19 protein-coding genes are annotated in these 24590 nt (G+C 72.7%); 16 read left to right on the top strand and 3 right to left on the bottom strand.

Going from position 1 to position 24590, the window contains the following annotated elements; all coding sequences use genetic code 11:
• Positions 1 to 36: 36 nt before the first annotated feature.
• The 10 genes from leuS to VE614_RS07805 all read left to right on the top strand — a co-directional run bounded on the left by leuS (position 37) and on the right by VE614_RS07805 (position 12534).
• Positions 37 to 2907 (top strand): leucine--tRNA ligase, encoded by a 2871-nt coding sequence (gene leuS / locus VE614_RS07850; RefSeq protein ID WP_324934035.1) that lies wholly within the window; start codon positions 37 to 39, stop codon positions 2905 to 2907.
• A gap of 191 nt (positions 2908 to 3098) precedes the next feature.
• Complete coding sequence (locus VE614_RS07845; RefSeq protein WP_324934033.1) at positions 3099 to 3857, top strand: hypothetical protein; 759 nt, start codon at positions 3099 to 3101, stop codon at positions 3855 to 3857.
• A gap of 82 nt (positions 3858 to 3939) precedes the next feature.
• A complete protein-coding gene (locus tag VE614_RS07840) occupies positions 3940 to 4785 on the top strand; it encodes a DegV family protein (RefSeq protein ID WP_324934031.1) in 846 nt (281 codons plus the stop codon).
• 114 nt (positions 4786 to 4899) lie between these two features.
• Entirely contained in the window at positions 4900 to 5895 is a 996-nt protein-coding gene (locus VE614_RS07835; protein ID WP_324934029.1) for a ComEA family DNA-binding protein, read from the top strand.
• Positions 5896 to 6056: 161 nt separating this feature from the next.
• The gene (locus VE614_RS07830; protein ID WP_414719542.1) at positions 6057 to 8705 is read left to right on the top strand and encodes a ComEC/Rec2 family competence protein; all 2649 of its coding nucleotides are present in this window, start codon (positions 6057 to 6059) and stop codon (positions 8703 to 8705) included.
• 4 nt (positions 8706 to 8709) lie between these two features.
• Positions 8710 to 9555 (top strand): arylamine N-acetyltransferase, encoded by an 846-nt coding sequence (locus tag VE614_RS07825; protein WP_324934027.1) that lies wholly within the window; start codon positions 8710 to 8712, stop codon positions 9553 to 9555.
• 106 nt (positions 9556 to 9661) lie between these two features.
• A complete protein-coding gene (locus VE614_RS07820) occupies positions 9662 to 10561 on the top strand; it encodes a YceI family protein (RefSeq protein WP_324934025.1) in 900 nt (299 codons plus the stop codon).
• Between the two features lie 113 nt (positions 10562 to 10674).
• Positions 10675 to 10920, top strand: a complete 246-nt coding sequence (locus tag VE614_RS07815; RefSeq protein ID WP_324934023.1) for a hypothetical protein — start codon at positions 10675 to 10677, stop codon at positions 10918 to 10920.
• A 162-nt stretch (positions 10921 to 11082) separates the two neighbouring features.
• Positions 11083 to 12072, top strand: coding sequence for a DNA polymerase III subunit delta (holA, locus tag VE614_RS07810; RefSeq protein WP_324934021.1), 990 nt, complete (start codon positions 11083 to 11085; stop codon positions 12070 to 12072).
• A 66-nt stretch (positions 12073 to 12138) separates the two neighbouring features.
• On the top strand, positions 12139 to 12534 hold the full coding sequence (locus tag VE614_RS07805; protein ID WP_324934019.1) for a nuclear transport factor 2 family protein: 396 nt from the start codon (positions 12139 to 12141) through the stop codon (positions 12532 to 12534).
• 190 nt (positions 12535 to 12724) lie between these two features.
• On the opposite strand, the gene rpsT is transcribed toward VE614_RS07805, so the two are convergent.
• Positions 12725 to 12991 carry a 30S ribosomal protein S20 gene (gene rpsT / locus VE614_RS07800; protein WP_196462792.1) on the bottom strand — a complete coding sequence of 89 codons (267 nt, stop codon included), beginning with the start codon at positions 12989 to 12991 and terminating at the stop codon, positions 12725 to 12727.
• 239 nt (positions 12992 to 13230) lie between these two features.
• On the opposite strand from rpsT, the gene lepA reads away from it, so the two are divergent.
• From lepA to hemW, 4 genes are all read left to right on the top strand, one after another.
• Positions 13231 to 15099 (top strand): translation elongation factor 4, encoded by a 1869-nt coding sequence (gene lepA / locus VE614_RS07795; protein WP_324934016.1) that lies wholly within the window; start codon positions 13231 to 13233, stop codon positions 15097 to 15099.
• A gap of 256 nt (positions 15100 to 15355) precedes the next feature.
• Positions 15356 to 17227, top strand: coding sequence for an AMP-dependent synthetase/ligase (locus VE614_RS07790; RefSeq protein ID WP_324934014.1), 1872 nt, complete (start codon positions 15356 to 15358; stop codon positions 17225 to 17227).
• 216 nt (positions 17228 to 17443) lie between these two features.
• Positions 17444 to 19333, top strand: coding sequence for a SpoIIE family protein phosphatase (locus VE614_RS07785; RefSeq protein ID WP_324934012.1), 1890 nt, complete (start codon positions 17444 to 17446; stop codon positions 19331 to 19333).
• A gap of 42 nt (positions 19334 to 19375) precedes the next feature.
• Complete coding sequence (gene hemW, locus VE614_RS07780; protein WP_324934010.1) at positions 19376 to 20608, top strand: radical SAM family heme chaperone HemW; 1233 nt, start codon at positions 19376 to 19378, stop codon at positions 20606 to 20608.
• A gap of 17 nt (positions 20609 to 20625) precedes the next feature.
• Here the strand turns inward: hemW and VE614_RS07775 are convergent, their stop codons facing one another.
• Together VE614_RS07775 and VE614_RS07770 are read right to left on the bottom strand one after the other, a co-directional pair.
• On the bottom strand, positions 20626 to 21429 hold the full coding sequence (locus VE614_RS07775) for a DUF3097 domain-containing protein (RefSeq protein ID WP_324934008.1): 804 nt from the start codon (positions 21427 to 21429) through the stop codon (positions 20626 to 20628).
• A 32-nt stretch (positions 21430 to 21461) separates the two neighbouring features.
• On the bottom strand, positions 21462 to 22193 hold the full coding sequence (locus tag VE614_RS07770) for an MBL fold metallo-hydrolase (protein ID WP_324934006.1): 732 nt from the start codon (positions 22191 to 22193) through the stop codon (positions 21462 to 21464).
• Positions 22194 to 22355: 162 nt separating this feature from the next.
• On the opposite strand from VE614_RS07770, the gene hrcA reads away from it, so the two are divergent.
• Together hrcA and dnaJ are read left to right on the top strand one after the other, a co-directional pair.
• Positions 22356 to 23372 (top strand): heat-inducible transcriptional repressor HrcA, encoded by a 1017-nt coding sequence (hrcA, locus tag VE614_RS07765; RefSeq protein WP_324934004.1) that lies wholly within the window; start codon positions 22356 to 22358, stop codon positions 23370 to 23372.
• Complete coding sequence (gene dnaJ / locus VE614_RS07760) at positions 23373 to 24509, top strand: molecular chaperone DnaJ (protein ID WP_324934002.1); 1137 nt, start codon at positions 23373 to 23375, stop codon at positions 24507 to 24509. It abuts the gene before it with no gap.
• Positions 24510 to 24590: the final 81 nt, after the last annotated feature.

Genomic DNA, 24590 nt, shown 5'->3' with positions numbered 1-24590 from the left:
CCGCAGGCAGAGACGATCGATGGAGCTTTGAGGATCATGAGCGAGACGAACCCCGCTGCCACCGCCGAGGTGGCCGCGCCGCACCGCTACACGGCCGCCCTGGCCGCGGAGATCGAGGCACGCTGGCAGGACGTCTGGGACGCTGCAGGCACGTACGCGGCGCCGAACCCCACGGGCGACCTGGCGGGCGATCCGGGACTGGTCGCCAAGCCCAAGAAGTTCATCATGGACATGTTCCCGTACCCCTCCGGTGCGGGCCTCCACGTCGGCCACCCGCTGGGTTACATCGCCACCGACGTCTTCGCGCGCTTCCAGCGCATGACCGGCCACAACGTCCTGCACACCCTGGGCTTCGACGCCTTCGGCCTGCCCGCAGAGCAGTACGCCGTGCAGACCGGCACGCACCCGCGCGTGTCCACCGAGGCCAACATCGAGAACATGAAGGCCCAGCTGCGGCGGCTGGGCCTGGGCCACGACAAGCGCCGGTCGTTCGCCACGATCGACCCGGACTACTACAAGTGGACCCAGTGGATCTTCCTGCAGATCTTCAACTCCTGGTACGACGACGAGGCCAAGAAGGCCCGCCCGATCTCCGAGCTGATCGCCCAGTTCGAGTCCGGTGAGCGCGAGGTGCCCGGCGGACGCTCCTGGAACGAGCTGAACGCCGTGGAGAAGGCCGACGTCCTGGGCCAGTACCGGCTGGCGTACGCCTCCGACGCGCCGGTCAACTGGTGCCCCGGCCTGGGCACTGTGCTGGCCAACGAGGAGGTCACCGCCGACGGGCGCTCCGAGCGCGGCAACTACCCGGTCTTCAAGGCCAAGCTGCGCCAGTGGAACATGCGCATCACCGCCTACGCCGACCGGCTGCTGGAGGATCTGGACGCGCTGGACTGGCCCGAGGCCATCAAGCTCCAGCAGCGCAACTGGATCGGCCGCTCCGAGGGCGCCCGCGTCGACTTCCCCGTCGGCGACGACCGCATCACCGTCTTCACCACCCGCCAGGACACCCTGTTCGGCGCCACCTACATGGTGCTGGCCCCCGAGCACCCGCTGGTCGACACGATCACCCCGGGCGCCTGGCCGGAGGGCACGCACGAGGTGTGGACCGGCGGCCACGCCGGCCCCGCCGAGGCCGTCGCCGCCTACCGCGCGCAGGCCGCGTCCAAGTCCGACGTCGAGCGGCAGGCCGACGCCAAGGAGAAGACCGGCGTCTTCACCGGCGCGTACGCCACCAACCCGGTCACCGGCGAGCGGATCCCCGTCTTCATCGCCGACTACGTCCTGATGGGCTACGGCACCGGCGCCATCATGGCCGTCCCGGCGCACGACACCCGCGACTTCGCCTTCGCGCGCGCCTTCGAGCTGCCGATGCGCTGCGTGGTCGAGCCCTCGGACGACCGCGGCACCGACCCGTCCACCTGGGACGACGCCTTCGCCTCGTACGACGCGAAGATCGTGAACTCCACCGGCGAGGACGTCTCCCTGGACGGCCTGGGCGTCGTCGAGGCCAAGGCGCGCATCACCGAGTGGCTGGAGTCCAAGGGCATCGGCGAGGGCACCGTCAACTTCCGGCTGCGCGACTGGCTCTTCAGCCGCCAGCGCTACTGGGGCGAGCCCTTCCCGATCGTCTACGACGAGGACGGCGTCGCCCACGCGCTGCCCGAGTCGATGCTGCCGCTGGAGCTGCCGGAGGTCGAGGACTACAGCCCGCGCACCTTCGACCCGGACGACGCGGACACCCAGCCCGAGACGCCGCTGTCGCGCAACGAGGACTGGGTCAACGTCACCCTCGACCTGGGCGACGGCCCCAAGACGTACCGCCGCGAGACCAACACCATGCCCAACTGGGCCGGTTCCTGCTGGTACGAGCTGCGCTACCTGGACCCGCACAACAGCGAGAAGCTGGTCGACCCGGAGATCGAGCAGTACTGGATGGGCCCGCGCGAGGGCCGGCCGCACGGCGGTGTCGACCTGTACGTCGGCGGCGCCGAGCACGCCGTGCTGCACCTGCTGTACGCCCGTTTCTGGTCCAAGGTCCTGTACGACCTGGGGCACGTCTCCTCCGCGGAGCCGTTCCACAAGCTGTTCAACCAGGGCATGATCCAGGCCTACGTCTACCGCGACAGCCGGGGCATCGCCGTCCCCGCCGCCGAGGTGGAGGAGCGCGACGGCGCCTACTGGTACCAGGGCGAGAAGGTCACCCGCCTGCTGGGCAAGATGGGCAAGTCCCTGAAGAACGCCGTCACTCCGGACGAGATCTGCGCCGAGTACGGCGCCGACACCCTGAGGCTGTACGAGATGGCCATGGGCCCGCTGGACGTCTCCCGGCCGTGGGACACGCGCGCGGTGGTCGGCCAGTTCCGGCTGCTCCAGCGGCTGTGGCGCAACATCGTCGACGAGGCGACCGGTGAGGTCACCGTCACCGACGCCGAGCCCGACGAGGACACGCTGCGCGCCCTGCACAAGGCGATCGACGGCGTGCGCGGCGACCTGGAGGGCATGCGGTTCAACACCGCCATCGCCAAGGTCACCGAGCTGAACAACCACCTGACCAAGGCGGGCGGTCCCGTGCCGCGCCCGGTCGCCGAGGCGCTGGTGCTGCTGGTCGCGCCGCTGGCCCCGCACATCGCCGAGGAACTGTGGCGCAAGCTGGGCCACCCGGACTCCGTCGTCCACCAGGACTTCCCCGTCGCCGACCCGGCCTACGTCGTGGACGAGACCGTCACCTGCGTCGTCCAGATCAAGGGCAAGGTCAAGGCGCGCCTGGAGGTCGCCCCCGGCATCTCCGAGGACGAGCTGGAGAAGGTCGCGCTGGCCGACGAGAAGGTCGTCGCGGCACTGGACGGGGCCGGGATCCGCAAGGTCATCGTGCGGGCGCCGAAGCTGGTGAACATCGTTCCGGCGTAAGCGGAACGTAAGCGGAACGTGAGCGGGGCGTGAGCCCCGGGCCGCCCCCTAGGGGGTGTGCTCGGGGTTCGCTGCGGGCAGGTTCGGGGTTGTCGTGGAACTCCCGGCCTGCCCGATGCGTTTACCGTGGAAGAGCGGCGCGGCGGATGCCGCGGCGGGCCGAGGGCCCGATCGGCCGGAGGAGGAGCGCAGTGGAAGCGATCGCGGTGGTGGCCCTGCTCTTCGTGCTCTTCGTCGCACTCGGCGCCTATGCCACGGTGAAGGTCGTCGGCGCCGCCAAGCGCGGCGTGGACCGCACGATCACCCAGGCCCGCCGCACGGTCGAGGACCACACCCTGCGCGCCAAGTCCTTCGTCCAGCCCGGCCCGGCCGGCGAGATCGCCCAGCTGCGGCTCCGGCTGCGCACCTCGATGCGGGCCACCCAGGACGCGCTCCACGCAGGCGCCGCCGAGGACGAGTCCTTGAAGGAATCGCTCGCCCTCTTCCAGCGGCTCAGTGCCCACGGGCACGAACTGGACGCCGACCTGCGCCGCCTGGAGGCCGAGCCGGACCGGGCCTCGCTCACCGAGCGGCTGCCCGGCCTGCGGGAACGCACCGAGCGCATCACGCGCTCGGCGGACTCCCTGCGCTGGGCCGCCCGCGATCGCGCCCACCGCTTCGCCGACGACGACCTGGACACGCTCAGCGCCCAGATCGACGTCGAGGCCGGTGCGTTGCGGCACTGGACGACCGAGGATCCCGCGGGGTCCTCCGCTTCCTCCGCCGCCACGCCGCCGCCCTGGCCGGAAGCCCCCGCCGCCGACGCCGCCGCGGCAGCGCACCAGCAGACCTGGCCGGACACCCCGCAGGCGCGGACCACCGAAGAGCCGGCGCGCCCCGCCATCACCCCGCCCGACCCGCGCCCGGCCTACCCGTGGCAGAAGAAGCCGCGCCCCGAGAGCACCACCTGAACCCGCCTGCCCGGTCCTCGTTCCGGTGCGGGTGAGCGGGCTGGGCTGCCGTCCGGACGCTACGCCAGGTAACCTCCAGCTCATGTCCCGCCATGTCGCGATCGTCACCGATTCAACGGCCTACCTGCCGCCGCGGACGATGGAGCGCCACGGCATCACAGCGGTGCCCCTGACCGTCGTCCTCGGCGACCGGGCATTCGAAGAGGGCACCGAGATCTCGACCCGCTCCCTGGCCCAGGCGCTCCAGAAGCGACGCCCCGTCACCACCTCGCGCCCCAGCCCCCACTTGTTCGCGGAGACCTATCGCAAGGTCGCCGAGTCGGGCGCCACCGGGGTCGTCTCCCTCCATCTGTCCGCCGAGCTGTCCGGCACCTACGACGCGGCGGTGCTCGCGGCGAGGGAGGCGCCGGTGCCGGTGCGGGTGGTGGACACCGGCATGATCGCGATGGCGCTCGGCTTCTGCGCGGTGGCGGCGGCCGAGGCGGCGGAGACGGGCGGTTCCGTGGACGAGGCCGTCACGGCGGCGGAGAAGCGGGCCGCAGGCACCTCCGCGTACTTCTACGTCGACACCCTGGAGTACCTGCGTCGCGGCGGCCGGATCGGTACGGCCCAGGCGCTGTTCGGCTCCGCGCTCGCGGTGAAGCCGCTGCTCCAGTTGCACGGGGGCCGGATCGAGCCGCTGGAGAAGGTGCGCACGGCGTCCAGGGCGATCGCCCGGCTGGAGGAGATCGTCGCCGAGCGGGCGGGGGCCGCGCCGGTCGACATCGCCGTCCACCATCTCGCGGCGGCGGACCGCGCCTCGGCCCTGGCGGAGCGGCTGCGGGCCCGGGTGCCCGGGCTGGGCGAGCTGCATGTGAGCGAGGTCGGGGCGGTGATCGGGGCGCATACGGGGCCCGGGCTGCTGGGGGTCGTGGTCGCCTCACGGTGAGGTTCTGCCGGGGATTCAGCCTTATGGGTGACGGAGTTATCCACAACTGCGTGGTTTTCCCCGGGAATCGAGCAAGATCATCACGAGGGTGCCGGTCTGTTCCATCCTCGTCACATGGCACTTCGAGCACACACACGCATCACGTCCGCCACCAGCGGCCCCGGCCGGGGCCCGGCCTCGGACGGCCGCACCCGTCGTCGCCGTGCGCCGCTGCGCGGCAGGCCGGTTCGGCAACGGCACACGTCCGCCGATGAACTGCGGCGACGCGCGCGGTTGTTGTTCGGCGAGTCGGGGGCTGGGCCGCCGACACCGGACGAGGCAGGCGCTGCGGCGTACGAGGACGACCGGGAGCGGGAGCAGGAGCGGGAGCGGGCGCAGGCACAGGAGTCCGGTGAGGCGGGGGCCTGGCGGGGCCGGGCCCGGCTCGCCGTGCGGGAGCGGATGCCGGTGTGGTTGCAGGCCCGGGTAGGGCTGGAACGGCGCAGCGTGCTGGCGCTGACCGTCCTGCTCGTGGTGGCCGCCGGATTCGCCGTGCAGCACTTCTGGAGCGGGCGGACCGAGACCGTGCGGGCGCCGGAAGTGGTCGAGGCGGCACCGCACGCCGAGGCGGCGGCGCCGCACGCGGAAGCAGCGGGTGACCCGGCCGGGACCGCCGGACCGGCGAGCACGCCGGGCGCCGAGATCGTGGTGGACGTCAGCGGGAAGGTGCGGGAACCCGGGATCCACCGGCTGCCGGCGGGGGCGCGGGTGGTGGACGCGCTGGAGGCGGCGGGCGGCGTACGGCCGGGCACGGACCTCGACGGGCTCAACCGGGCGCGGTTCCTCGTGGACGGGGAGCAGGTGGTCGTCGGCGGGCCCGCTCCCGCTCCCGTTCCGGCTCCGGGGTCCGCCGGAGGAGCTCTCGGCGCGGCACCGGCGGGGCCCGTCTCCCTCAACACGGCCACCGTGGAACAGCTCGACACCCTGCCCGGCGTCGGACCGGTGCTCGCCCAGCACATCATCGACTACCGCACCCGGCACGGCGGCTTCCGCTCGGTGGACGAACTGCGCGAGGTCAACGGCATCGGCGAGCGACGCTTCGCCGACCTGCGGGATCTCGTACGGCCATGAGGGGCGGGGAGGAAGGTTCGACTGCGGGCCGGGGTGAGGAGGCTGCGCCGGGGCTCGGCCGGAGTGAGGAGGCGCCGGCGGGTCTCGACCGGGGTGAAGAAGGGGCCCCGGCGGGGCTCGGCCGGTCTGAGGACGGCACGGGCCGGTCCGGGCGGTCGGCGGTGCACGCGGCGTCCGGCAAGCGGCTGGGTGACGCGCATCCACGGCAGGAGGGGCCGGCCGATCTGCGCCTTGTCGCACCGGCGCTCGCCGCCTGGGTGACGGCGGCTCTCATGCTGGGCGCGTCGCCCGGATGGGCCGTCGGGGTGGTGGCGGTGTGCTCGGCCGGGGCGGTCGCCCTGCTGTGGGCGGCGCGCCGAACGGGCCGCCCGGCCCGCGGCTCACCGGACGGCGCCGGGGCCCGAGTGCCGGTGGCCGGGCCTCGGGCGGGGGCCGCTGGGCCCCGGGCGCCTCGAGCACCCCGGGTGCCCCGGACACCCTCGATGGCCCGGACACCCCGGATGTCCCGGGAACGGATCGCCTGGCTTCGGGTGCCCGTGGCCGCCGTTCTGGTCTGTGTCGCCGCGGCCGCTGCCTCCGCCGGGCTGCACGGTGCGGATCTGCGTCGGGGGCCGGTGCCGGGGCTGGCAAGGGAGTACGCCACGGTGACCGCGGAGGTCGCGATCACCGGGGATCCGCGGCTGACCCGGCCGCGGGTCACCGGTGATCACCTCGCCCGGGTGTCCGTGCTGCTGCGGGGAGAGGTCCGCGCGGTGCTGGAGCGGCCTGCCGCCGGGGCGGCGCGGACGGTGACCCGGGCGCCGGTGCTGGTGATCGTCGACGTGGGGCCCGGGGCCGGGCGGTCGTCGTGGCTCGGACTGCTGCCCTCCACGCGGCTGCGGGTGACGGGCCGGCTGGCGCCCGCCATGGTCGGCGGGGACCGGATCGCGGCCGTTCTGCGGGTCCGGGACCGGGCGGGACCGGAGGTGGTGGGGCAGCCCACCGAGGCCCAGCGGTTCGCCGGGCGGTTGCGGGCCGGGCTGCGGGAGGCCACCGACGGTCTGCCCGCGGACGCGCGCGCCCTGCTCCCGGGCCTGGTCGTGGGGGACACCTCGCGGATCGGGCCCGACCTGGACGCGGCCTTCAAGGAGACCGACCTCGCCCACACGCTCGCCGTGTCCGGCAGCAACCTCACCATCGTCCTCGCCCTGCTCCTCGGCCCGCCCGGACTGGCCCAGCGGGCCGAGCGGCGCGGCCTGGCCCCGCGGCTCGGTGTCTCCCTGCGGGGAACCGCGCTGCTCGGCGGGGTGCTCACCCTGGGGTTCGTCGTGGTGTGCCGCCCGGACCCGAGTGTGCTGCGGGCCGCCGCCTGCGGGGCGGTCACGCTGCTCGCCCTGGCCACCGGACGCCGCAGGTCCCTGATCCCGGCCCTGGCGACGGCGGTGCTGCTGCTGGTGCTGTACGACCCGTGGCTGTCACGGAGTTACGGCTTCCTGCTCTCCGTGCTGGCCACCGGGGCGCTGCTGACGCTCGCGCCGAGGTGGAGCGCGGCGCTGCGCGGGCGCGGGCTGCCGCCGCGGCCGGCGGAGGCGCTGGCTGCCGCCGCGGCGGCGCAGGCCGTGTGCGCGCCGGTCGTGGTGGTGCTGTCGGCACGGGTGAGTCTGGTGGCGGTGCCGTGCAATCTGCTCGCGGAGTGCGCGCTGGCCCCGGCGACGGTGCTGGGGTTCGCCGCGCTCGCGGCGGCGCCGGTGGCGATGCCGGTGGCGGAGGCGCTGGCGTGGTGCGCGGGCTGGCCCGCCGGGTGGATCGCGGGCATCGCGCGCACCGGGGCGGCACTGCCCGGGGCGGGCGTGGACTGGCCGGGAAGCTGGGCGGGGGCGGGGCTGCTGCTGTGTGTCACGGTGACCGTGGTGGTGGCCGGGCGGCGGTTGCTGCGACATCCCTGGCTTGTCGTGGCCGGCGGGCTGCTGCTGGTGCTGGCGGTGGTGCAGCCGCCCCCGCTGACCCGGGTGATCACCGGCTGGCCGCCGCCGGGCTGGCGGCTCGTGCTGTGCGACGTGGGACAGGGCGACGCGACGGTGCTGGCGGCGGGCGAGGGCACCGGCGTGGTGGTGGACGCGGGGCCGGACCCGGTGCTCGTGGACCGCTGCCTGCGCGGGCTGGGCATCACCAGGATCCCGCTCGTCGTGCTCACCCACTTCCACGCCGACCATGTCGCCGGACTGCCCGGAGTGCTGCGGGGGCGCAGGGTGGGGGCCATCCAGACGACGGGGTACGAAGAGCCCGCGGAGCAGGCGGAGTTCGTCCGGCGCGAGGCGGCCGCGCGGGGCGTCCCGGTGACGCGGGCGGTCGCCGGGGAGCGGCGGCGCACCGGCGGCCTCTCCTGGCAGGTGCTGTGGCCGCCTTCGGGGTCGCCGCAATCGGGGGCGCCGCTTTCGGGACCGGTGCCGGAGGGGCCGAACGACGCCAGCGTCGCCCTGCTCGTCCGGTCGGCGGGGCTGCGGATGCTGCTGCTCGGTGACCTCGAACCCCCGGCTCAGCGGGCGCTGTTGCGGACGCCGGCGGCGGCGCTGATCGGCCGGGTGGACGTCCTCAAGGTCGCCCACCACGGCTCCGCCTACCAGGACCCGGAGCTGATCCGCCGGACGGCGCCGCGCCTGGCGCTGATCTCCGCGGGCGAGGACAACCCGTACGGGCATCCGGCACCCGGCACCCTCACGGCGCTGCGCGCCGGGGGCGCGGCGGTGCTGCGGACGGACCGGGACGGGACGGTCGCGGTGATAGGCGGGGATCGTCCCGGTCGTGGCGAGATACGGGTGGCGCGAGACTGAGGGCATGAACCCGAGCGAGGTTGACGCGTATCTCGGCCGCCTGGGCGCCGCCCGTCCGGCCCGGCCCACCCTCGGCGCGCTGCGCGAGCTGCACCTGCGCCATCTGCGGACGGTGCCCTTCGAAAACCTGTCGATCCACCTCGGCGAGGCGGTCGTGCTCGACGAGAAACGGCTGCTGGACAAGGTGGTGGGCGCGCGGCGGGGCGGGTTCTGCTACGAACTGAACGGCGCTTTCGCCGCGTTGCTGGACGCGCTCGGGTTCGAGGTGACGCCGCTGGCGGCGCGGGTGTACGGCCCGGAGGGGCGGCCGGGGGTCCCGTACGACCACATGGCGCTGCGGGTGCGGACGGTGGACGCGGGGGAATGGCTGGCCGACGTGGGATTCGGGGCGCACAGCCACTATCCGCTGTCGTGGCGGGACCGCGGGGAGCAGGCCGATCCGGCGGGCTCGTTCCGGATCGTCGAGGCGGGGCCGGACGCGGCGGGGGCCCGGGGAGGCAGCGGTACGGCGGACGCGGTCGACCTCGACCTGCTGAAGGACGGCGAGCGGGAGTACCGGCTGGAGACCCGGCCCCGGGTGCTCGCCGACTTCGTGACCGGGGCCTGGTGGCACAGCACCTCCCCGGAGTCGCACTTCACGCGGTCACTGGTGTGCTCCCGGGTCACCGGGGACGGCGGGCGGATCACGCTCAGCGGACGCAGGCTGAAGGTGACGGCGGCGGACGGGACGCGGGAGGAACACGAGTACGGCGAGGGGGAGGACGAGGCGGTGCTGGCGGTGTACCGGGAGCGGTTCGGGATCGAGCTGGGCCGGGTTCCGGTGGTGGGTAAAGCAGACGGGAGGGACTGATTCCGTCCGTATCCCGTGAACTGTCCCTGTGTTGCCCGAAAGCCACACAAGTGATCGAATGGATCTTCGGTAACGAGTGACGTCAAGGCGCGCAGAGGTGTCGTGGATGATCGGCCGCTGGCTGGGAAGCCGGAGGAACCGGATACAACGGATGAGCCCCCTGGCGGCGGTGCGGACCCCGGCTCGGGCGGGTGCGCTCAGCTGCCGGGTGCTCGATCCGGTCCATGAGCCCGTGCGGCACGCGGAGGTCGTGGTCAGCGACCACATGGGGCGCAGGGTGGTCAGCGGGGGCACGGATCCCTTCGGTTCGTTCGTGACGGTGGTGCCGGCGGGGGAGTACCGGCTGGCGGTGTCGGCCGAGGGGTACGCCCCGTACCGGGCGGCCATGACCGTGGAGGAGGGCGCGCTCGCCTCGCCCGGCGACGTGACGCTCCAGTCGGCCGAGCCGCCGGAGCTGCCGGCGCCGGGGGACTGGGACATCGAGCCGACGCACTCCTCGATCGGTTTCACCGCCCGGCACATCGGGCTGGCGCGGATCCACGGGCGGTTCAACACGTTCGCCGGGGTGATACGGATCGCCGACCCCGTGGAGCGGTCGCAGCTGCACGTGGTGATCGGGGCGGCGTCGATCGACACCAAGGTGCGGATGCGGGACGACCATCTGCGGTCGGCGGACTTCCTCGATGTGGAGCGCTTTCCGACGATCGAGTTCTACGGCGACCGGTTCGTGCACAAGGGCGGCAGCCGGTGGGCCGTGACCGGGGCGCTGTCGCTGCACGGGGTGACGCGGACGGTGACGCTGGACACCGAGTACCTGGGGCTGGGCAACGGCATGGAGGGAGAGGTCCGGGCCGCCTGCCGGGCGACCACCGAGCTGCACCGCGACGACTTCACCGTGAGCTGGCAGACCGTGCTGGCGCGAGGGATCGCCGTGGTGGGACCGAGCATCCGGATCGATCTCGACGTGCAGGTCGTGCCCAAGGCGGCCGGTGAGATCGCGGCCTAGGGTGTCTCGTCGGTCAGGCCGGATCAGGGGCCGGGCGCACCGCGAGCCCGCCGTGATCGGCGAGACACCCCCTACCAGGGAGTCTTCTCCCGGCCGTGGCGGAGAATGGTGCCGTGAGTGATGTGAGACATGTGCTGGTGCTGCCCGACCGTGACGCCGCGGAGGAGGCGGCCGAGGCGCTGGGGGAGCGGTTCGGCGTCGACGAGGAGCCGCGGCTGGTGCGGGACGCGCTGGCGGGGGAGGACGACGCCGAGGACGCGCAGTGGCTGGTGGTGCTGCGGGACGAGGCCGCGGTGCTCGACCCGGGGGAGCTGGACGAGTTCGCCGGGGAGTGGGACGGCTGGCGCGAGGAGCCGTAGGGGCACGGTGCCTCGGGCCGTGCCGGCCCGTCGCTCGAACCACGGGCCGTGGCCGGCCGGTCGCGCGGTTCCCCGCGCCCCTGAGGCGGGGACAGCCACCGGCGTCCGGGCAGCCGGACCGGGCGCGCCCCCCTGTCAGTGGGCCGTGCCATGCTTGTCCCGATGGCCAGGAAAACCGCGAATGACGACCCTCTCGCCCCGGTGACGCTTGCCGTGGGCCAGGAGGACCTGCTGCTCGACCGTGCCGTGCGGGAGGTGGTGGCCGCCGCCAAGGCCGCCGACGCCGACACGGACGTACGTGACCTGACCTCCGATCAGCTGCAGCCCGGCACCCTCGCCGAGCTGACCAGCCCGTCGCTCTTCGCGGAGCGCAAGGTCGTGGTCGTACGCAACGCGCAGGACCTGTCCGCGGACACGGTCAAGGACGTGAAGGCCTACCTCGGCGCACCCGCCGAGGAGATCACCCTGGTGCTGCTGCACGCGGGCGGCGCCAAGGGCAAGGGGCTGCTGGACGCCGCGCGCAAGGCGGGGGCGCGGGAGGTGGCCTGCCCGAAGATGACGAAGCCGGCGGACCGGCTGGCGTTCGTGCGGCAGGAGTTCCGGGCGACCGGGCGGTCCGCGACGCCCGAGGCCTGCCAAACGCTCGTCGACGCGATCGGCAGCGATCTGCGGGAGCTGGCGTCCGCCGTCTCGCAGCTGGTCGCCGACGTGGAGGGGACCATCGACGAGGCCGTCGTCGGGCGGTACTACACCGGCCGCGCCGAGGCCTCCAGCTTCACCGTCGCCGACCGGGCGGTGGAGGGCCGGGCGGCCGAGGCGCTGGAGGCCCTGCGCTGGTCGCTGGCGACCGGTGTCGCCCCCGTGCTGATCACGAGCGCGCTCGCCCAGGGCGTGCGGGCGATCGGCAAGCTGTCCTCCGCGCGTGGCGGCCGGCCCGCCGATCTGGCGCGGGAGCTGGGCATGCCGCCGTGGAAGATCGACCGGGTCCGGCAGCAGATGCGGGGCTGGACGCCGGACGGGGTCGCCGTCGCGCTGCGGGCGGTGGCCGAGGCGGACGCCGGAGTGAAGGGCGGCGGGGACGATCCCGAGTACGCGCTGGAGAAGGCCGTCGTCATCATCGCCCGGGCCGCGCGGTCCAGGGGGCGGGCGTAGGAAGAGCGGAGGAGAATCGGGCGTATCAGCCGCACATCGCCGGACGACGGAGAGGTGGCGATCGCCATGGCTGAACACCCGCACGCCCAACTCGTACGCAAGGGGTACGAAGCCTTCACCCGAGGTGACATGGACACCCTGCGCGAGCTGATGACCTCGGACTGTACCCATCATGTGCCCGGGAGCCACCCGCTGTCCGGTGACTTCAAGGGGCAGGACGCGATCATCGACATGTATCGGCGGATGAACGAGGAGACCGGCGGGAACATGCAGGTCGACCTGCGCGGCGTCGCCGTGGACGGCCGCGGCCACGCGGTCGGCATGATGCGCTTCACGGCGGACCGCAACGGCAAGCACATCGACGACGATGGCGCCCTCGTCTTCCGGATCGTCGGCGACAAGATGAGCGACATCGACGAGTGCGTCCAGGACATCGACGCGAACAACGACTTCTGGTCGTGACACCTCGGGCATGACCGAAGGCCCCGCGGCCCGCCCTGGGGAAGGGCGAGGCGACGGGGCCTTCGGATGAAGCCGCTGAGTCCGTTCCCGCGTGGCGAACGCAGGCCGCGAACGGACTCGGGGTGCCGGTCGGGAGCGGATGAGAGAGGGCCCGCTCGGGTCCTACCGGCGATCAGACCAGATAAGGGGTTCAGCCCTTGAGGGACGTGACCTTCGCAGCCAGCGCCGACTTCTTGTTGGCGGCCTGGTTCTTGTGGATGACGCCCTTGGAGACGGCCTTGTCGAGCTGACGCGCGGCAGCGCGCTGGTACTCGGTGGCCTTCTCGACGTCACCCGCGGCAGCGGCCTCACGGGCCTTGCGGATCGCGGTCTTCAGGGAGGACTTGACGGCCTTGTTGCGCAGCCGGGCCTTCTCGTTGGTCTTGATCCGCTTGATCTGGGACTTGATGTTCGCCACGAATGAGCCTTTTCAGGTTCAGGCACGGGTCGAAAGGGATCCCAGCGGATCCCGCGTCCCGTACCAGGTGATTTCTTGGGGTTGTGCCTCGCGCTGAGAGGGCATGAGACACAGCCCCCTACACTACCAGCGGCCCATCCGACGGCCCAAACCGGTCGCCGCGCCGCACCCGTGGGACCATGGAAGCTACGTATCGATCCGACCCGAGGCATAAGGCGCCTCAAGAGACAGGACCCTGCGTGCCCGCGACCCCTAACAATGTGCCCGAGCCGAGCCGTACCGACCCGGCTCTGATCCGCAATTTCTGCATCATCGCGCACATCGACCACGGCAAGTCCACGCTCGCCGACCGGATGCTCCAGCTGACCGGTGTGGTCGAGCAGCGGCAGATGCGCGCCCAGTACCTCGATCGTATGGACATCGAGCGCGAGCGCGGCATCACGATCAAGTCCCAGGCGGTGCGTCTGCCGTGGGCCCCGACCCACGACAAGAGCGACACGCACATCCTCAACATGATCGACACGCCGGGGCACGTCGACTTCACCTACGAGGTCTCGCGGTCGCTCGCCGCGTGCGAGGGGACCATCCTCCTCGTCGACGCCGCCCAGGGCATCGAGGCCCAGACCCTCGCCAACCTCTACCTGGCGATGGAGAACGACCTCACGATCATCCCCGTGCTGAACAAGATCGACCTGCCGGCGGCGCAGCCCGAGAAGTTCGCCGAGGAGCTGGCGAACCTGGTCGGCTGCGACCCGAGCGATGTGCTGAAGGTCTCCGCGAAGACCGGGCTCGGGGTGGAGGCGCTGCTCGACAAGGTCGTCGCCGAGATCCCGCCGCCGGTCGGCGTCAAGGACGCCCCCGCCCGCGCGATGATCTTCGACTCGGTCTACGACTCCTACCGGGGCGTCGTGACGTACGTGCGTGTCATCGACGGCCAGCTCAACAAGCGTGAGCGCATCCGGATGATGTCCACGGGCGCCACCCACGAGCTGCTGGAGATCGGCACCAACTCGCCGGAGATGCTGTCCGCCGACGGCCTCGGTGTCGGCGAGGTGGGCTATCTGATCACCGGTGTGAAGGACGTCCGCCAGTCCAAGGTCGGTGACACCGTCACCAGCCAGCACAAGGGGGCCACGGAGGCGCTGGGCGGCTACAAGGACCCGAAGCCGATGGTCTTCTCGGGTCTGTATCCGCTGGACGGCTCGGACTACCCCGAGCTGCGCGAGGCCCTGGACAAGCTCCAGCTCAACGACGCCGCGCTGGTGTACGAGCCGGAGACGTCCGCGGCCCTCGGCTTCGGTTTCCGCGTCGGCTTCCTCGGCCTGCTCCACCTGGACGTGATCCGCGAGCGCCTGGAGCGCGAGTTCGGGCTCGACCTGATCGCCACCGCGCCCAACGTGGTCTACCGCGTGGTGATGGAGGACCGCAGCGAGCACATCGTCACCAACCCGAGCGAGTTCCCCGAGGGGAAGATCAGCGAGGTGTACGAGCCGGTCGTGCGCGCCACCATCCTGGCGCCGACCGAGTTCATCGGCTCGATCATGGAGCTGTGCCAGACCCGGCGCGGCACCCTGCTCGGCATGGACTACCTCTCCGAGGACCGCGTCGAGATCCGCTACACCCTTCCGCTCGCCGAGATCGTCTTCGACTTCTTCGACCAGCTGAAGTCGAAGACGCGCGGTTACGCGTCCCTGGACTACGAGCCCACCGGTGAGCAGACCTCCAGCCTGGTCAAGGTCGACATCCTGCTGCACGGCGACAAGGTGGACGCCTTCTCGGCGATCACCCACAAGGACGCCGCGTACGCGTACGGCGTGCGGCTGGTCGCCAAGCTGCGCGAGCTCATCCCGCGGCAGGCCTTCGAGGTGCCGATCCAGGCCGCCATCGGCTCCCGGGTGATCGCCCGCGAGACCATCCGCGCCATCCGCAAGGACGTCCTCGCCAAGTGCTACGGCGGTGACATCTCCCGTAAGCGGAAGCTGCTCGAGAAGCAGAAGGAAGGCAAGAAGCGGATGAAGATGGTGGGTTCCGTGGAGGTTCCGCAGGAAGCCTTCATCGCGGTGCTCTCCAGCGACGACGGCGCGGGATCGGCCAAGGGCAAGAAGTAGCCGCGGATCCCACTACCGGTCACTGCCGGTAGTCGGCAAAAGGGACACCTCGGGGCCCGTCGTGCGAAAGCGCGGCGGGCCCTTCGCCGTGGCCTGGGTATCTCTCAGGTGGAAGTGACATGAAGTGAGTGGGCGCGGAGTCTTACGCAGCGGGCGGTCGGGCTCTAACCTGTCCCTGCTCGATAGTTACTCGCGAGTTAAACAACGCCTCGCGAGTGGAGACAAGCCGCACCGCCGCGGGCCCCCGGAGGATGTCGTGACCGACACACAGAACCTGATCGAGAACCGTCCGCCGTCCGTCGCGGGCCTCTTCCTGGAGCGCGTGGCCGCCACCCCGGACGCCGAGGCCTACCGCTACCCGGTGCCGTCGGCCTCCGGCGGCCCCGACGAGTGGAAGCCGCTGAGCTGGGCGCAGGCCGCCGAGCGGGTGCACGCCATCGCGGCCGGGCTGATCGAGCTGGGCGTCCAGCCGGAGCAGCGCGTCGCGCTCGCCTCCGCCACCCGGATCGAGTGGATCCTCGCCGACCTCGGCATCATGTGCGCGGGCGCGGCGACCACCACCATCTACCCGCAGACCAACGCCGACGAGTCGGCGTTCATCCTCTCCGACTCCGGCAGCCGGGTGCTGATCGCGGAGAACGCCGAGCAGCTGGCCAAGGCACGGGAGAAGCGCGCCGGGCTGCCCGAGCTGACGCATGTCGTGGTCATCGACGGCACCGGCGTGGAGACCGGCGACTGGGTGCTCACCCTGGACGAACTCCAGGCCCGCGGCGCGGCCCGGCTGGAGAAGGACCCCGAGCTGATCAGGCAGCGGGTCGGCGCGATCAAGCGGGAGCAGCTGGCCACCCTCATCTACACCTCCGGCACCACCGGCCGCCCCAAGGGCGTGCGCCTGCCGCACGACAACTGGTCGTACATGGCGAAGGCGATCGCCGCGACCGGCCTGGTCGGCCCCGACGACGTCCAGTACCTGTGGCTGCCGCTCGCCCACGTCTTCGGCAAGGTGCTGACCTCCGGGCAGATCGAGGTCGGCCACGTCACCGCCGTCGACGGCCGGGTCGACAAGATCATCGAGAATCTGCCGGTCGTCCAGCCCACGTACATGGCGGCCGTGCCCCGCATCTTCGAGAAGGTCTACAACGGCGTCGTCGCCAAGGCCCGGGCCGGCGGCCCCGCCAAGTACAAGATCTTCCAGTGGGCCGCCGAGGTCGCCCGCGAGTACGCCAAGGTCACCCAGGACAACTTCCGCCGCACCGGCACCGCCTCCGCCCCCTTCGGCCTGTCCGCCAAGCACAAGGTCGCCGACAAGCTCGTCTACGCCAAGCTGCGCGAGGCCTTCGGCGGACGGCTGCGGGCCTGCGTCTCCGGCTCGGTCGCCCTCGCCCCCGAGATCGGCTACTTCTTCTCCGGCGCCGGCATCCACATCCTCGAGGGCTACGGCCTCACCGAGTCCTCCGCCGCCTCCTTCGTCAACCCCGGCGAGGCCTACCGCACCGGCACGGTCGGCAAGCCGCTGCCCGGCACCGAGGTGCGCATCGCCGAGGACGGCGAGATCCTGCTGCGCGGCCCCGGCATCATGGCCGGCTACCACGGTCTGCCCGACAAGACCGCCGAGGTGCTGGAGCCGGACGGCTGGTTCCACACCGGCGACATCGGCGAGCTGTCCAACGACGGCTACCTGCGGATCACCGACCGCAAGAAGGACCTGTTCAAGACCTCGGGCGGCAAGTACATCGCGCCGACCGAGATCGAGGGCTCCTTCAAGGCGGTCTGCCCGTTCGTCTCCAACATCCTCGTCCACGGCGCCGACCGGAACTACTGCACCGCGCTCATCGCCCTCGACGAGGCCGCGCTCCTCGGCTGGGCGAAGGAGAACGGCCTGGAGGGCAAGTCGTACGCCGAGGTGGTCGCCGCGCCCGCCACCGTGGAGATGGTCGACGGATACGTCCAGCAGCTCAACGCCGGGCTCCAGCGCTGGCAGACCATCAAGAAGTTCCGGCTGCTGCCGCGCGACCTCGACATCGAGCACGGCGAGATCACCCCGAGCCTGAAGCTGAAGCGGCCGGTCGTCGAGCGGGAGTACAAGCACCTGATCGAGGAGATGTACGAGGGGGCGATCGAGAAGTAGCGGTCCCCGTTCCGCCGGCTCGCCGCCCGGGAAAGGCGCCTGAGCCAGCGGCATAGTTCAGATGCTCGAATCCGGACCCCAACCGGTCCGGATTCGGCCATGTGCGGAGCATGGTCCTCACTCAACACGGCCCACTTCGGTAACTCGGCGCGGTCGGCCGGGGTCGGTCTGTCACCCTGTCGGCACAACACCGTCCCACTGCCCGGGGAGCTGGAGATGGGGGCCATACCGACACAGCGGGAGTCTCCGACGTACCCGGAGAGCGACCCCGTCAGCGCGCCCGCGCGGCCGCAGGCGCGCACCACCCTCACCGGGGGCCCGCTCGCCCCGGGCGCCGCCCGCCGGCTGCTGCGCACGGCCCTGCGCGAGTGGGGCGACCTCGGGCTGCCCGGCGCCGACCGGGTCGCCGAGGACGCGGCGGTCGTCGTCAGCGAACTGGTCACCAACGCGGTCGTGCACGCCGGCACCGACGTGGAACTGGCCTGCCGGCTGGAGCCGGACACCGGCGCGCTCGTCATCGAGGTCTGCGACCGCCACCCCTCCCGCGCCCCGCGCGACACCGCCGGCGAACCGGCCCACGGCACCCCGGAGTACGGCCGTGGCCTGCGCCTCGTGTCCGCCCTCTCCGAGTCCTGGGGCGTCACCTACCGCCGGGGCGCCAAGACGGTGTGGGCGCGGGTGACCGGCGACGAGCACCCGCGGCACGAGGACCCGGGCGAGTCCCTGTCCGTCGCCGGACTGCTCGCCCCCGAGCGGCGGCGGGCCGAGCGGGACGGCGAATGGCTGGGGCGCGGCGCCCTGTCCTTCCTCGCCGAGGCGTCCGACCTGCTCGCCGGGCAGCTCGACGAGGACCTGGTCGCCGCGCTCACCGGCCAGCTGCTCGTGCCGCGGCTCGCCGACTGGTGCGCGATCTGGCTGGAGGACGAGGCGATGGGCCGCGCCCGCCGCCCCGACGGCGGCCTCGGCACGCCCGGCCCCCGCCTGGCCCGCGTCTGGCACGCCAGCGAGGACCACATGGAGGAGCTGCGCCGCGCCCTGGAGAAGGAGCCGCCCGGCACGGCGGAGGAGACGGAGAACGGCGGGCCGGTGCCCTACCCCTGGCCGGGGGAGGCCGGCTCTCCTGCCGCTTCCGGGACCCCCGCCGCCCCCGGCACCGCCATGGCCTTCCGGCTGGTCGCCGGCGGGCGCCCGCTCGGGACGCTGGTCATCGGGCGGTCCGGGGTCACGCGGCTGCCCGGCGAGGTGACCGGTCTGGTGGAGGATCTGGGCCGCAGGGTCGCGCTGGCCATCGGGGCGGCCCGGCAGTACGCCCGCCAGGTCACCATCAGCTCCGTCCTCCAGCGCGGGCTGCTGCCCGGCACGGTCCCCGAGGTCCCCGGGCTGCGCAGCGCCCTGGTGCACGAGCCGTGCGACGTCGGCGGGCCCAGCGGCGACTTCTACGACCTCTTCCCGGCCGGCGACGGCCGCTGGTGCTTCGCCGTCGGCGACGTGCAGGGCAAGGGACCCGAAGCCGCCGTCGTCATCGGCCTGGCCCGCCCCTGGCTGCGGCTGCTGGCCCGCGAGGGCTACCGTGTCGCCGACGTCCTCGACCGCCTCAACCAGCTCCTCCTCGACGACGCCACCGAGGCCGCCGACGCCGCCGCCCGCGCCCTGGCGGGCCCCGTAGCCCCCGGCGACGGCCCGCAGACCCGCTTCCTCTCCCTCCTCTACGGCGAGCTGGCCCCCTTCGACGGCGGCGTCCGCTGCACCCTCGCCGCCGCCGGCCACCCCCTCCCGCTGCTCCTCGGCCCCGACGGCGACGTCCGTACCGTCGCCCGTCCGCAGACCCTGCTCGGCGTCGTCGAGGACGAGACCTACACCAGCGAGACCTTCGCACTGCGCCCCGGTGACAGCCTCCTCTGCGTCACCGACGGGGTCACCGAGCGCCGCTGCGGCTCCCGGCAGTTCGACGACGGCGACGGGCTGGCGGCGGCGCTGGCCGGCTGCGCGGGCCTGAGCGCGGAGCTGATCGCCGAGCGGATCCGGCGGCAGGTGCACGAGTTCGGCGGCAGCCCGCCCGAGGACGATCTCGCCCTGCTGGTCCTCCAGGCCGAGCGGCCGTCGTAGCGCGTTCAGGAGTCGGGACGGGAGTGCGGGACAATGGAGGACATGCCTTCCGCACTCCCCGACGGCGAGCCCGTCCCCGCCGACGGCGCGCTGCCCGCGTCCGCGCTCGCCGGGGCGGCCGGCCGCCCCCTCGGGTTCTATCTGCACGTCCCGTACTGCGCGACCCGCTGCGGCTACTGCGACTTCAACACCTACACCGCCACCGAGCTGCGCGGCACCGGCGGCGTCCTCGCCTCCCGGGACAACTACGCCGACACCCTGACCGACGAGATCCGCCTCGCCCGCAAGGTCCTCGGCGACGACCCGCGCGAGGTCCGCACGGTCTTCGTCGGCGGCGGTACGCCCACCCTGCTGGCCGCCGGTGATCTCGTACGGATGCTGGGAGCGATCCGCGAGGAGTTCGGGCTCGCGGCCGACGCCGAGGTCACGACGGAGGCGAACCCGGAGTCGGTGGACCCCGCCTACCTCGCCGAGCTGCGGGAGGGCGGCTTCAACCGGATCTCCTTCGGCATGCAGAGCGCGCGGCGGCACGTGCTGAAGGTCCTCGACCGCACGCACACCCCGGGGCGCCCCGAGGCATGCGTCGCGGAGGCCCGCGCGGCGGGCTTCGAGCACGTCAACCTCGACCTGATCTACGGCACGCCCGGTGAGTCCGACGACGACTGGCGCGCCTCCCTGGACGCGGCCCTCGGCGCGGGGCCCGACCACATCTCGGCGTACGCCCTGATCGTCGAGGAGGGCACCCAGCTCGCGCGGCGGATCCGCCGGGGCGAGGTCCCCATGACCGACGACGACGTGCACGCCGACCGCTACCTGATCGCCGAGGAGCGGCTCTCCGCGGCGGGCTACGACTGGTACGAGGTGTCCAACTGGGCCACCGCGGAAGCCGGGCGCTGCCTGCACAACGAGCTGTACTGGCGAGGCGCCGACTGGTGGGGCGCGGGCCCCGGCGCCCACTCGCACGTCGGCGGAGTGCGCTGGTGGAACGTGAAGCACCCGGGCGCCTACGCGGCGGCCCTGGCGGAGGGCCGCTCTCCGGGCGCCGGTCGCGAACTGCTCTCGGACGAGGACCGGCGGGTCGAGCGCATCCTGCTGGAGCTGCGTCTGCGCGAGGGCGTGCCGCTGGCCCTCCTCCGCGAGGAGGGCCTGAAGGCCGCCCGCCGCGCGTTGTCCGGGGGACTGCTCCAGGAGGGGCCGTACGAGCGGGGGCAGGCGGTCCTGACGCTGCGGGGGCGGCTGCTGGCGGACGCGGTGGTGCGGGACCTGGTGGACTAGGGCCTGGCCGCCCGCGGCTAGGCGGTGACGAAGTCGATCAGCTCCTCCACCCTCCCCAGCAGCTCCGGCTCCAGGTCCTTGTAGGAGCCGACCCGCTTCAGGATCGCCTGCCACACCGCGCCGGTGTTCTCCGCCGGCCAGCCCAGGGCCCGGCACACCCCCGTCTTCCAGTCCTGGCCCTTGGGCACCTCCGGCCAGGCCGGGATGCCCAGGGCCGACGGCTTCACCGCCTGCCAGATGTCGATGTACGGGTGGCCGACGACCAGGGCGTGGTCGCTGGTCACGGCCTGCGCGATGCGCCACTCCTTGGTGCCCGGTACCAGATGGTCCACGAGGACGCCCAGTCTCGCGTCCGGGCCCGGGGCGAAGTCGGCCACGATCGAGGGGAGGTCGTCGACGCCCTCCAGGTACTCCACGACGACGCCCTCGATGCGCAGGTCGTCGCCCCACACCTTCTCGACCAGCTCGGCGTCGTGGCGGCCCTCGACGTAGATGCGGCCGGCGCGCGCCACGCGCGCGCGGGCGCCGGGGACGGCGACCGAGCCGGAGGCGGTGCGAGCGGGCCGCACGGGCCCCGACGCCGGCGGCCGTACGAGGGTCACCACCCTGCCCTCCAGCAGGAAGCCGCGCGGTTCCATCGGAAACACCCGGTGCTTGCCGAAGCGGTCCTCCAGCGTCACCGTGCCCGCCTCGCAGCGGACGACCGCGCCGCAGAACCCGGTCCCCGCCTCCTCGACCACCAGGCCGGGCTCCGCCGGGACCTCCGGGACGGGCCGGGGCTTCTTCCAGGGCGGGGTCAGGTCCGGAGAGTACTGGCGCATTCGAATGACGATATGGACAGCCGCGGACGGGTTCAGCCCGACACGCCGAAGCGGGCCGCCAGGACGTCGCGCTGGCGGCGCACGAAGGCGGCGTCGACCACCGCGCCGTGGCCGGGGACGTAGAGCGCGTCCTCGCCGCCGAGGGACAGCAGGCGGTCCAGCGCGTCCGGCCAGCGGGACGGGACGGCGTCGGGGCCCGCCTGCGGCTCGCCGGACTCCTCGACCAGGTCACCGCAGAAGACCACCTCCGTCGCGCCGGGGACGAGGACGGCGAGATCGTGGGCGGTGTGGCCGGGGCCGACGTTCGCGAGCAGCACCTGGCAGCCGCCGCCCAGGTCGAGGGTCCACTCGCCGGAGACGTGGTGACGCGGCGCGACCAGGGTGTCCGCCGCCTCGCCCGCCGTCGTCTCGTCCAGGCCGTTGCGGATCGCGTCCGTCCGCAGGTCCTCCCGGGCCCGCCGGGAGGTGAGCGCCGCGTCCACGCCGACCGCGCCGTAGACCTCCGCGCCCGCGAGCGCCGCCGCCCCGAAGACATGGTCGAAGTGGGGGTGGGTGAGCGCGACATGGGTCACACGGTGCCCGGAGAGTTCCTCGGCCTCGGCGCGCAGCCGGGCGCCCTCCGCGAGCCCCGAACCCGCGTCGATCAGCAGCGCCGTGCCCTCGCCGAGGACCAGTCCGGCCGTGCAGTCCCAGCCCGGCAGGCGGCACCGGCCGACCCCGGTCGCCAGCCGTTCCCACCCCAGCTCTTCCCAAGTCACCGTCATACCGCGACGCTAACCGTGACGCCCCCGGGCGCACGACCGCGCGGGACCGGCCTTGCCCGGGGCGTACCCGACGGCCGTACACTGGGCCGGTAAGGCTGGCACTCGTATGGGGTGAGTGCCAGGGGGAGCGCCAAGGGGACGGACCGCTGGAGGTGTGCGCGGATGCTCAGTGAACGACGGCTTCAGGTACTGCGCGCCATCGTCCAGGACTACGTCGGAACCGAGGAGCCGGTCGGCTCCAAGGCGCTCACCGAGCGGCACAACCTCGGCGTCTCGCCGGCCACGGTCCGCAACGACATGGCCGCCCTGGAGGACGAGGGGTACATCGCCCAGCCGCACACCAGCGCCGGGCGGATCCCCACCGACAAGGGCTACCGGCTCTTCGTCGACAAGCTCGCCGAGGTCAAGCCGCTCACCGCGCCCGAGCGGCGCGCGATCCAGAACTTCCTCGACGGCGCCGTCGACCTCGACGACGTCGTGGCCCGCACGGTGCGGCTGCTCGCGCAGCTGACCAGGCAGGTCGCGGTCGTGCAGTATCCCTCGCTGACCCGGTCCACGGTGCGGCACGTGGAGCTGCTGTCGATGGCACCCGCGCGGGTGATGCTGGTCCTGATCACCGACACCGGACGGGTCGAGCAGCGGATGATCGACTGCCCGGCGCCGTTCGGCGAGACGTCCCTGGCGGATCTGCGGGCGCGGCTGAACAGCCGGGTCGCCGGACGCCGTTTCACGGATGTGCCGCAACTGGTGCAGGATCTCCCCGAGGGCTTCGAGGCGGAGGATCGCGGCACCGTCCAGACGGTGCTCTCCACCCTGCTGGAGACGCTGGTCGAGCGGACCGAGGAGCGGTTGATGATCGGCGGCACCGCCAATCTGACCCGCTTCGGACATGACTTCCCCCTCACCATCCGGCCCGTCCTGGAGGCGCTGGAGGAGCAGGTGGTACTCCTCAAGCTGCTGGGCGAGGCGAAGGATTCGGGCATGACCGTGCGCATCGGTCACGAGAACGCCCATGAGGGACTCAACTCCACGTCGGTGGTGTCGGTCGGCTACGGTTCGGGCGGCGAGGCAGTCGCCAAGCTGGGCGTGGTCGGACCGACCCGCATGGATTACCCGGGAACGATGGGAGCGGTACGAGCGGTGGCACGGTACGTCGGACAGATCCTGGCGGAGTCGTAAGTGGCCACGGACTATTACGCCGTTCTCGGCGTGCGCCGCGACGCGTCGCAGGAAGAGATCAAGAAGGCCTTCCGGCGGCTCGCCCGCGAGCTGCACCCGGATGTCAACCCCGATCCGAAGACCCAGGAGCGGTTCAAGGAGATCAACGCCGCGTACGAGGTGTTGTCGGACCCGCAGAAGAAGCAGGTCTACGACCTCGGCGGTGACCCCCTGTCGCAGAGCGGCGGCGCGGGCGCCGGCGGCTTCGGCGCGGGCGGCTTCGGGAACTTCTCCGACATCATGGACGCGTTCTTCGGCACGGCGTCGCAGCGCGGGCCGCGCTCGCGCACCCGCCGGGGCCAGGACGCGATGATCCGGATCGAGATCGAACTCGACGAGGCGGCCTTCGGCACCACCAAGGACATCCAGGTGGACACCGCGATCGTCTGCGCCACGTGCAGCGGCGAGGGCGCGGCGCCGGGCACCTCGGCGCAGACGTGTGACATGTGCCGCGGCCGGGGTGAGGTCTCGCAGGTCACCCGGTCCTTCCTGGGTCAGGTCATGACCTCGCGGCCGTGCCCGCAGTGCCAGGGCTTCGGCACGGTCGTGCCGAACCCCTGCCCGGAGTGCGCCGGTGACGGCCGGGTCCGCTCCCGCCGCACCCTGACGGTGAAGATCCCGGCCGGTGTCGACAACGGCACCCGGATCCAGCTCGCGGGCGAGGGCGAGGTCGGCCCCGGTGGCGGTCCCGCCGGCGACCTGTACGTGGAGATCCACGAACTCCCGCACCCGATGTTCCAGCGGCGCGGCGACGACCTGCACTGCACGGTCACGATCCCGATGACGGCGGCGGCCCTCGGCACCAAGGTGCCGCTGGAGACGCTGGACGGCATGGAGGAGGTCGACATCCGCCCGGGCACCCAGTCCGGCCAGTCGATCCCGATGCACGGCCGGGGCGTCACGCATCTGCGCGGCGGCGGCCGGGGCGACCTGATCGTCCACGTCGAGGTCCAGACCCCGACCAAGCTGGACCCGGAGCAGGAGCGCCTGCTGCGCGAGCTGGCCAAGCTGCGCGGCGAGGAGCGCCCGCAGGGACAGTTCCAGCCGGGGCAGCAGGGGTTGTTCTCGCGGTTGAAGGACGCGTTCAACGGGCGCTGATCCGAGCGCTGCCGGGTGGGGTGCCGGTGGTCTGTGCCAGTCCGGCGCCCGGATTCGGACTTGTTCGGAGGACGTGACACC

Source organism: Streptomyces sp. (assembly GCF_035645055.1).
GTDB lineage: Bacteria > Actinomycetota > Actinomycetes > Streptomycetales > Streptomycetaceae > Streptomyces.
The sequence above is the reverse complement of the archived record's forward strand: the minus strand, read 5'-3'. Positions and strand labels throughout refer to the sequence as shown.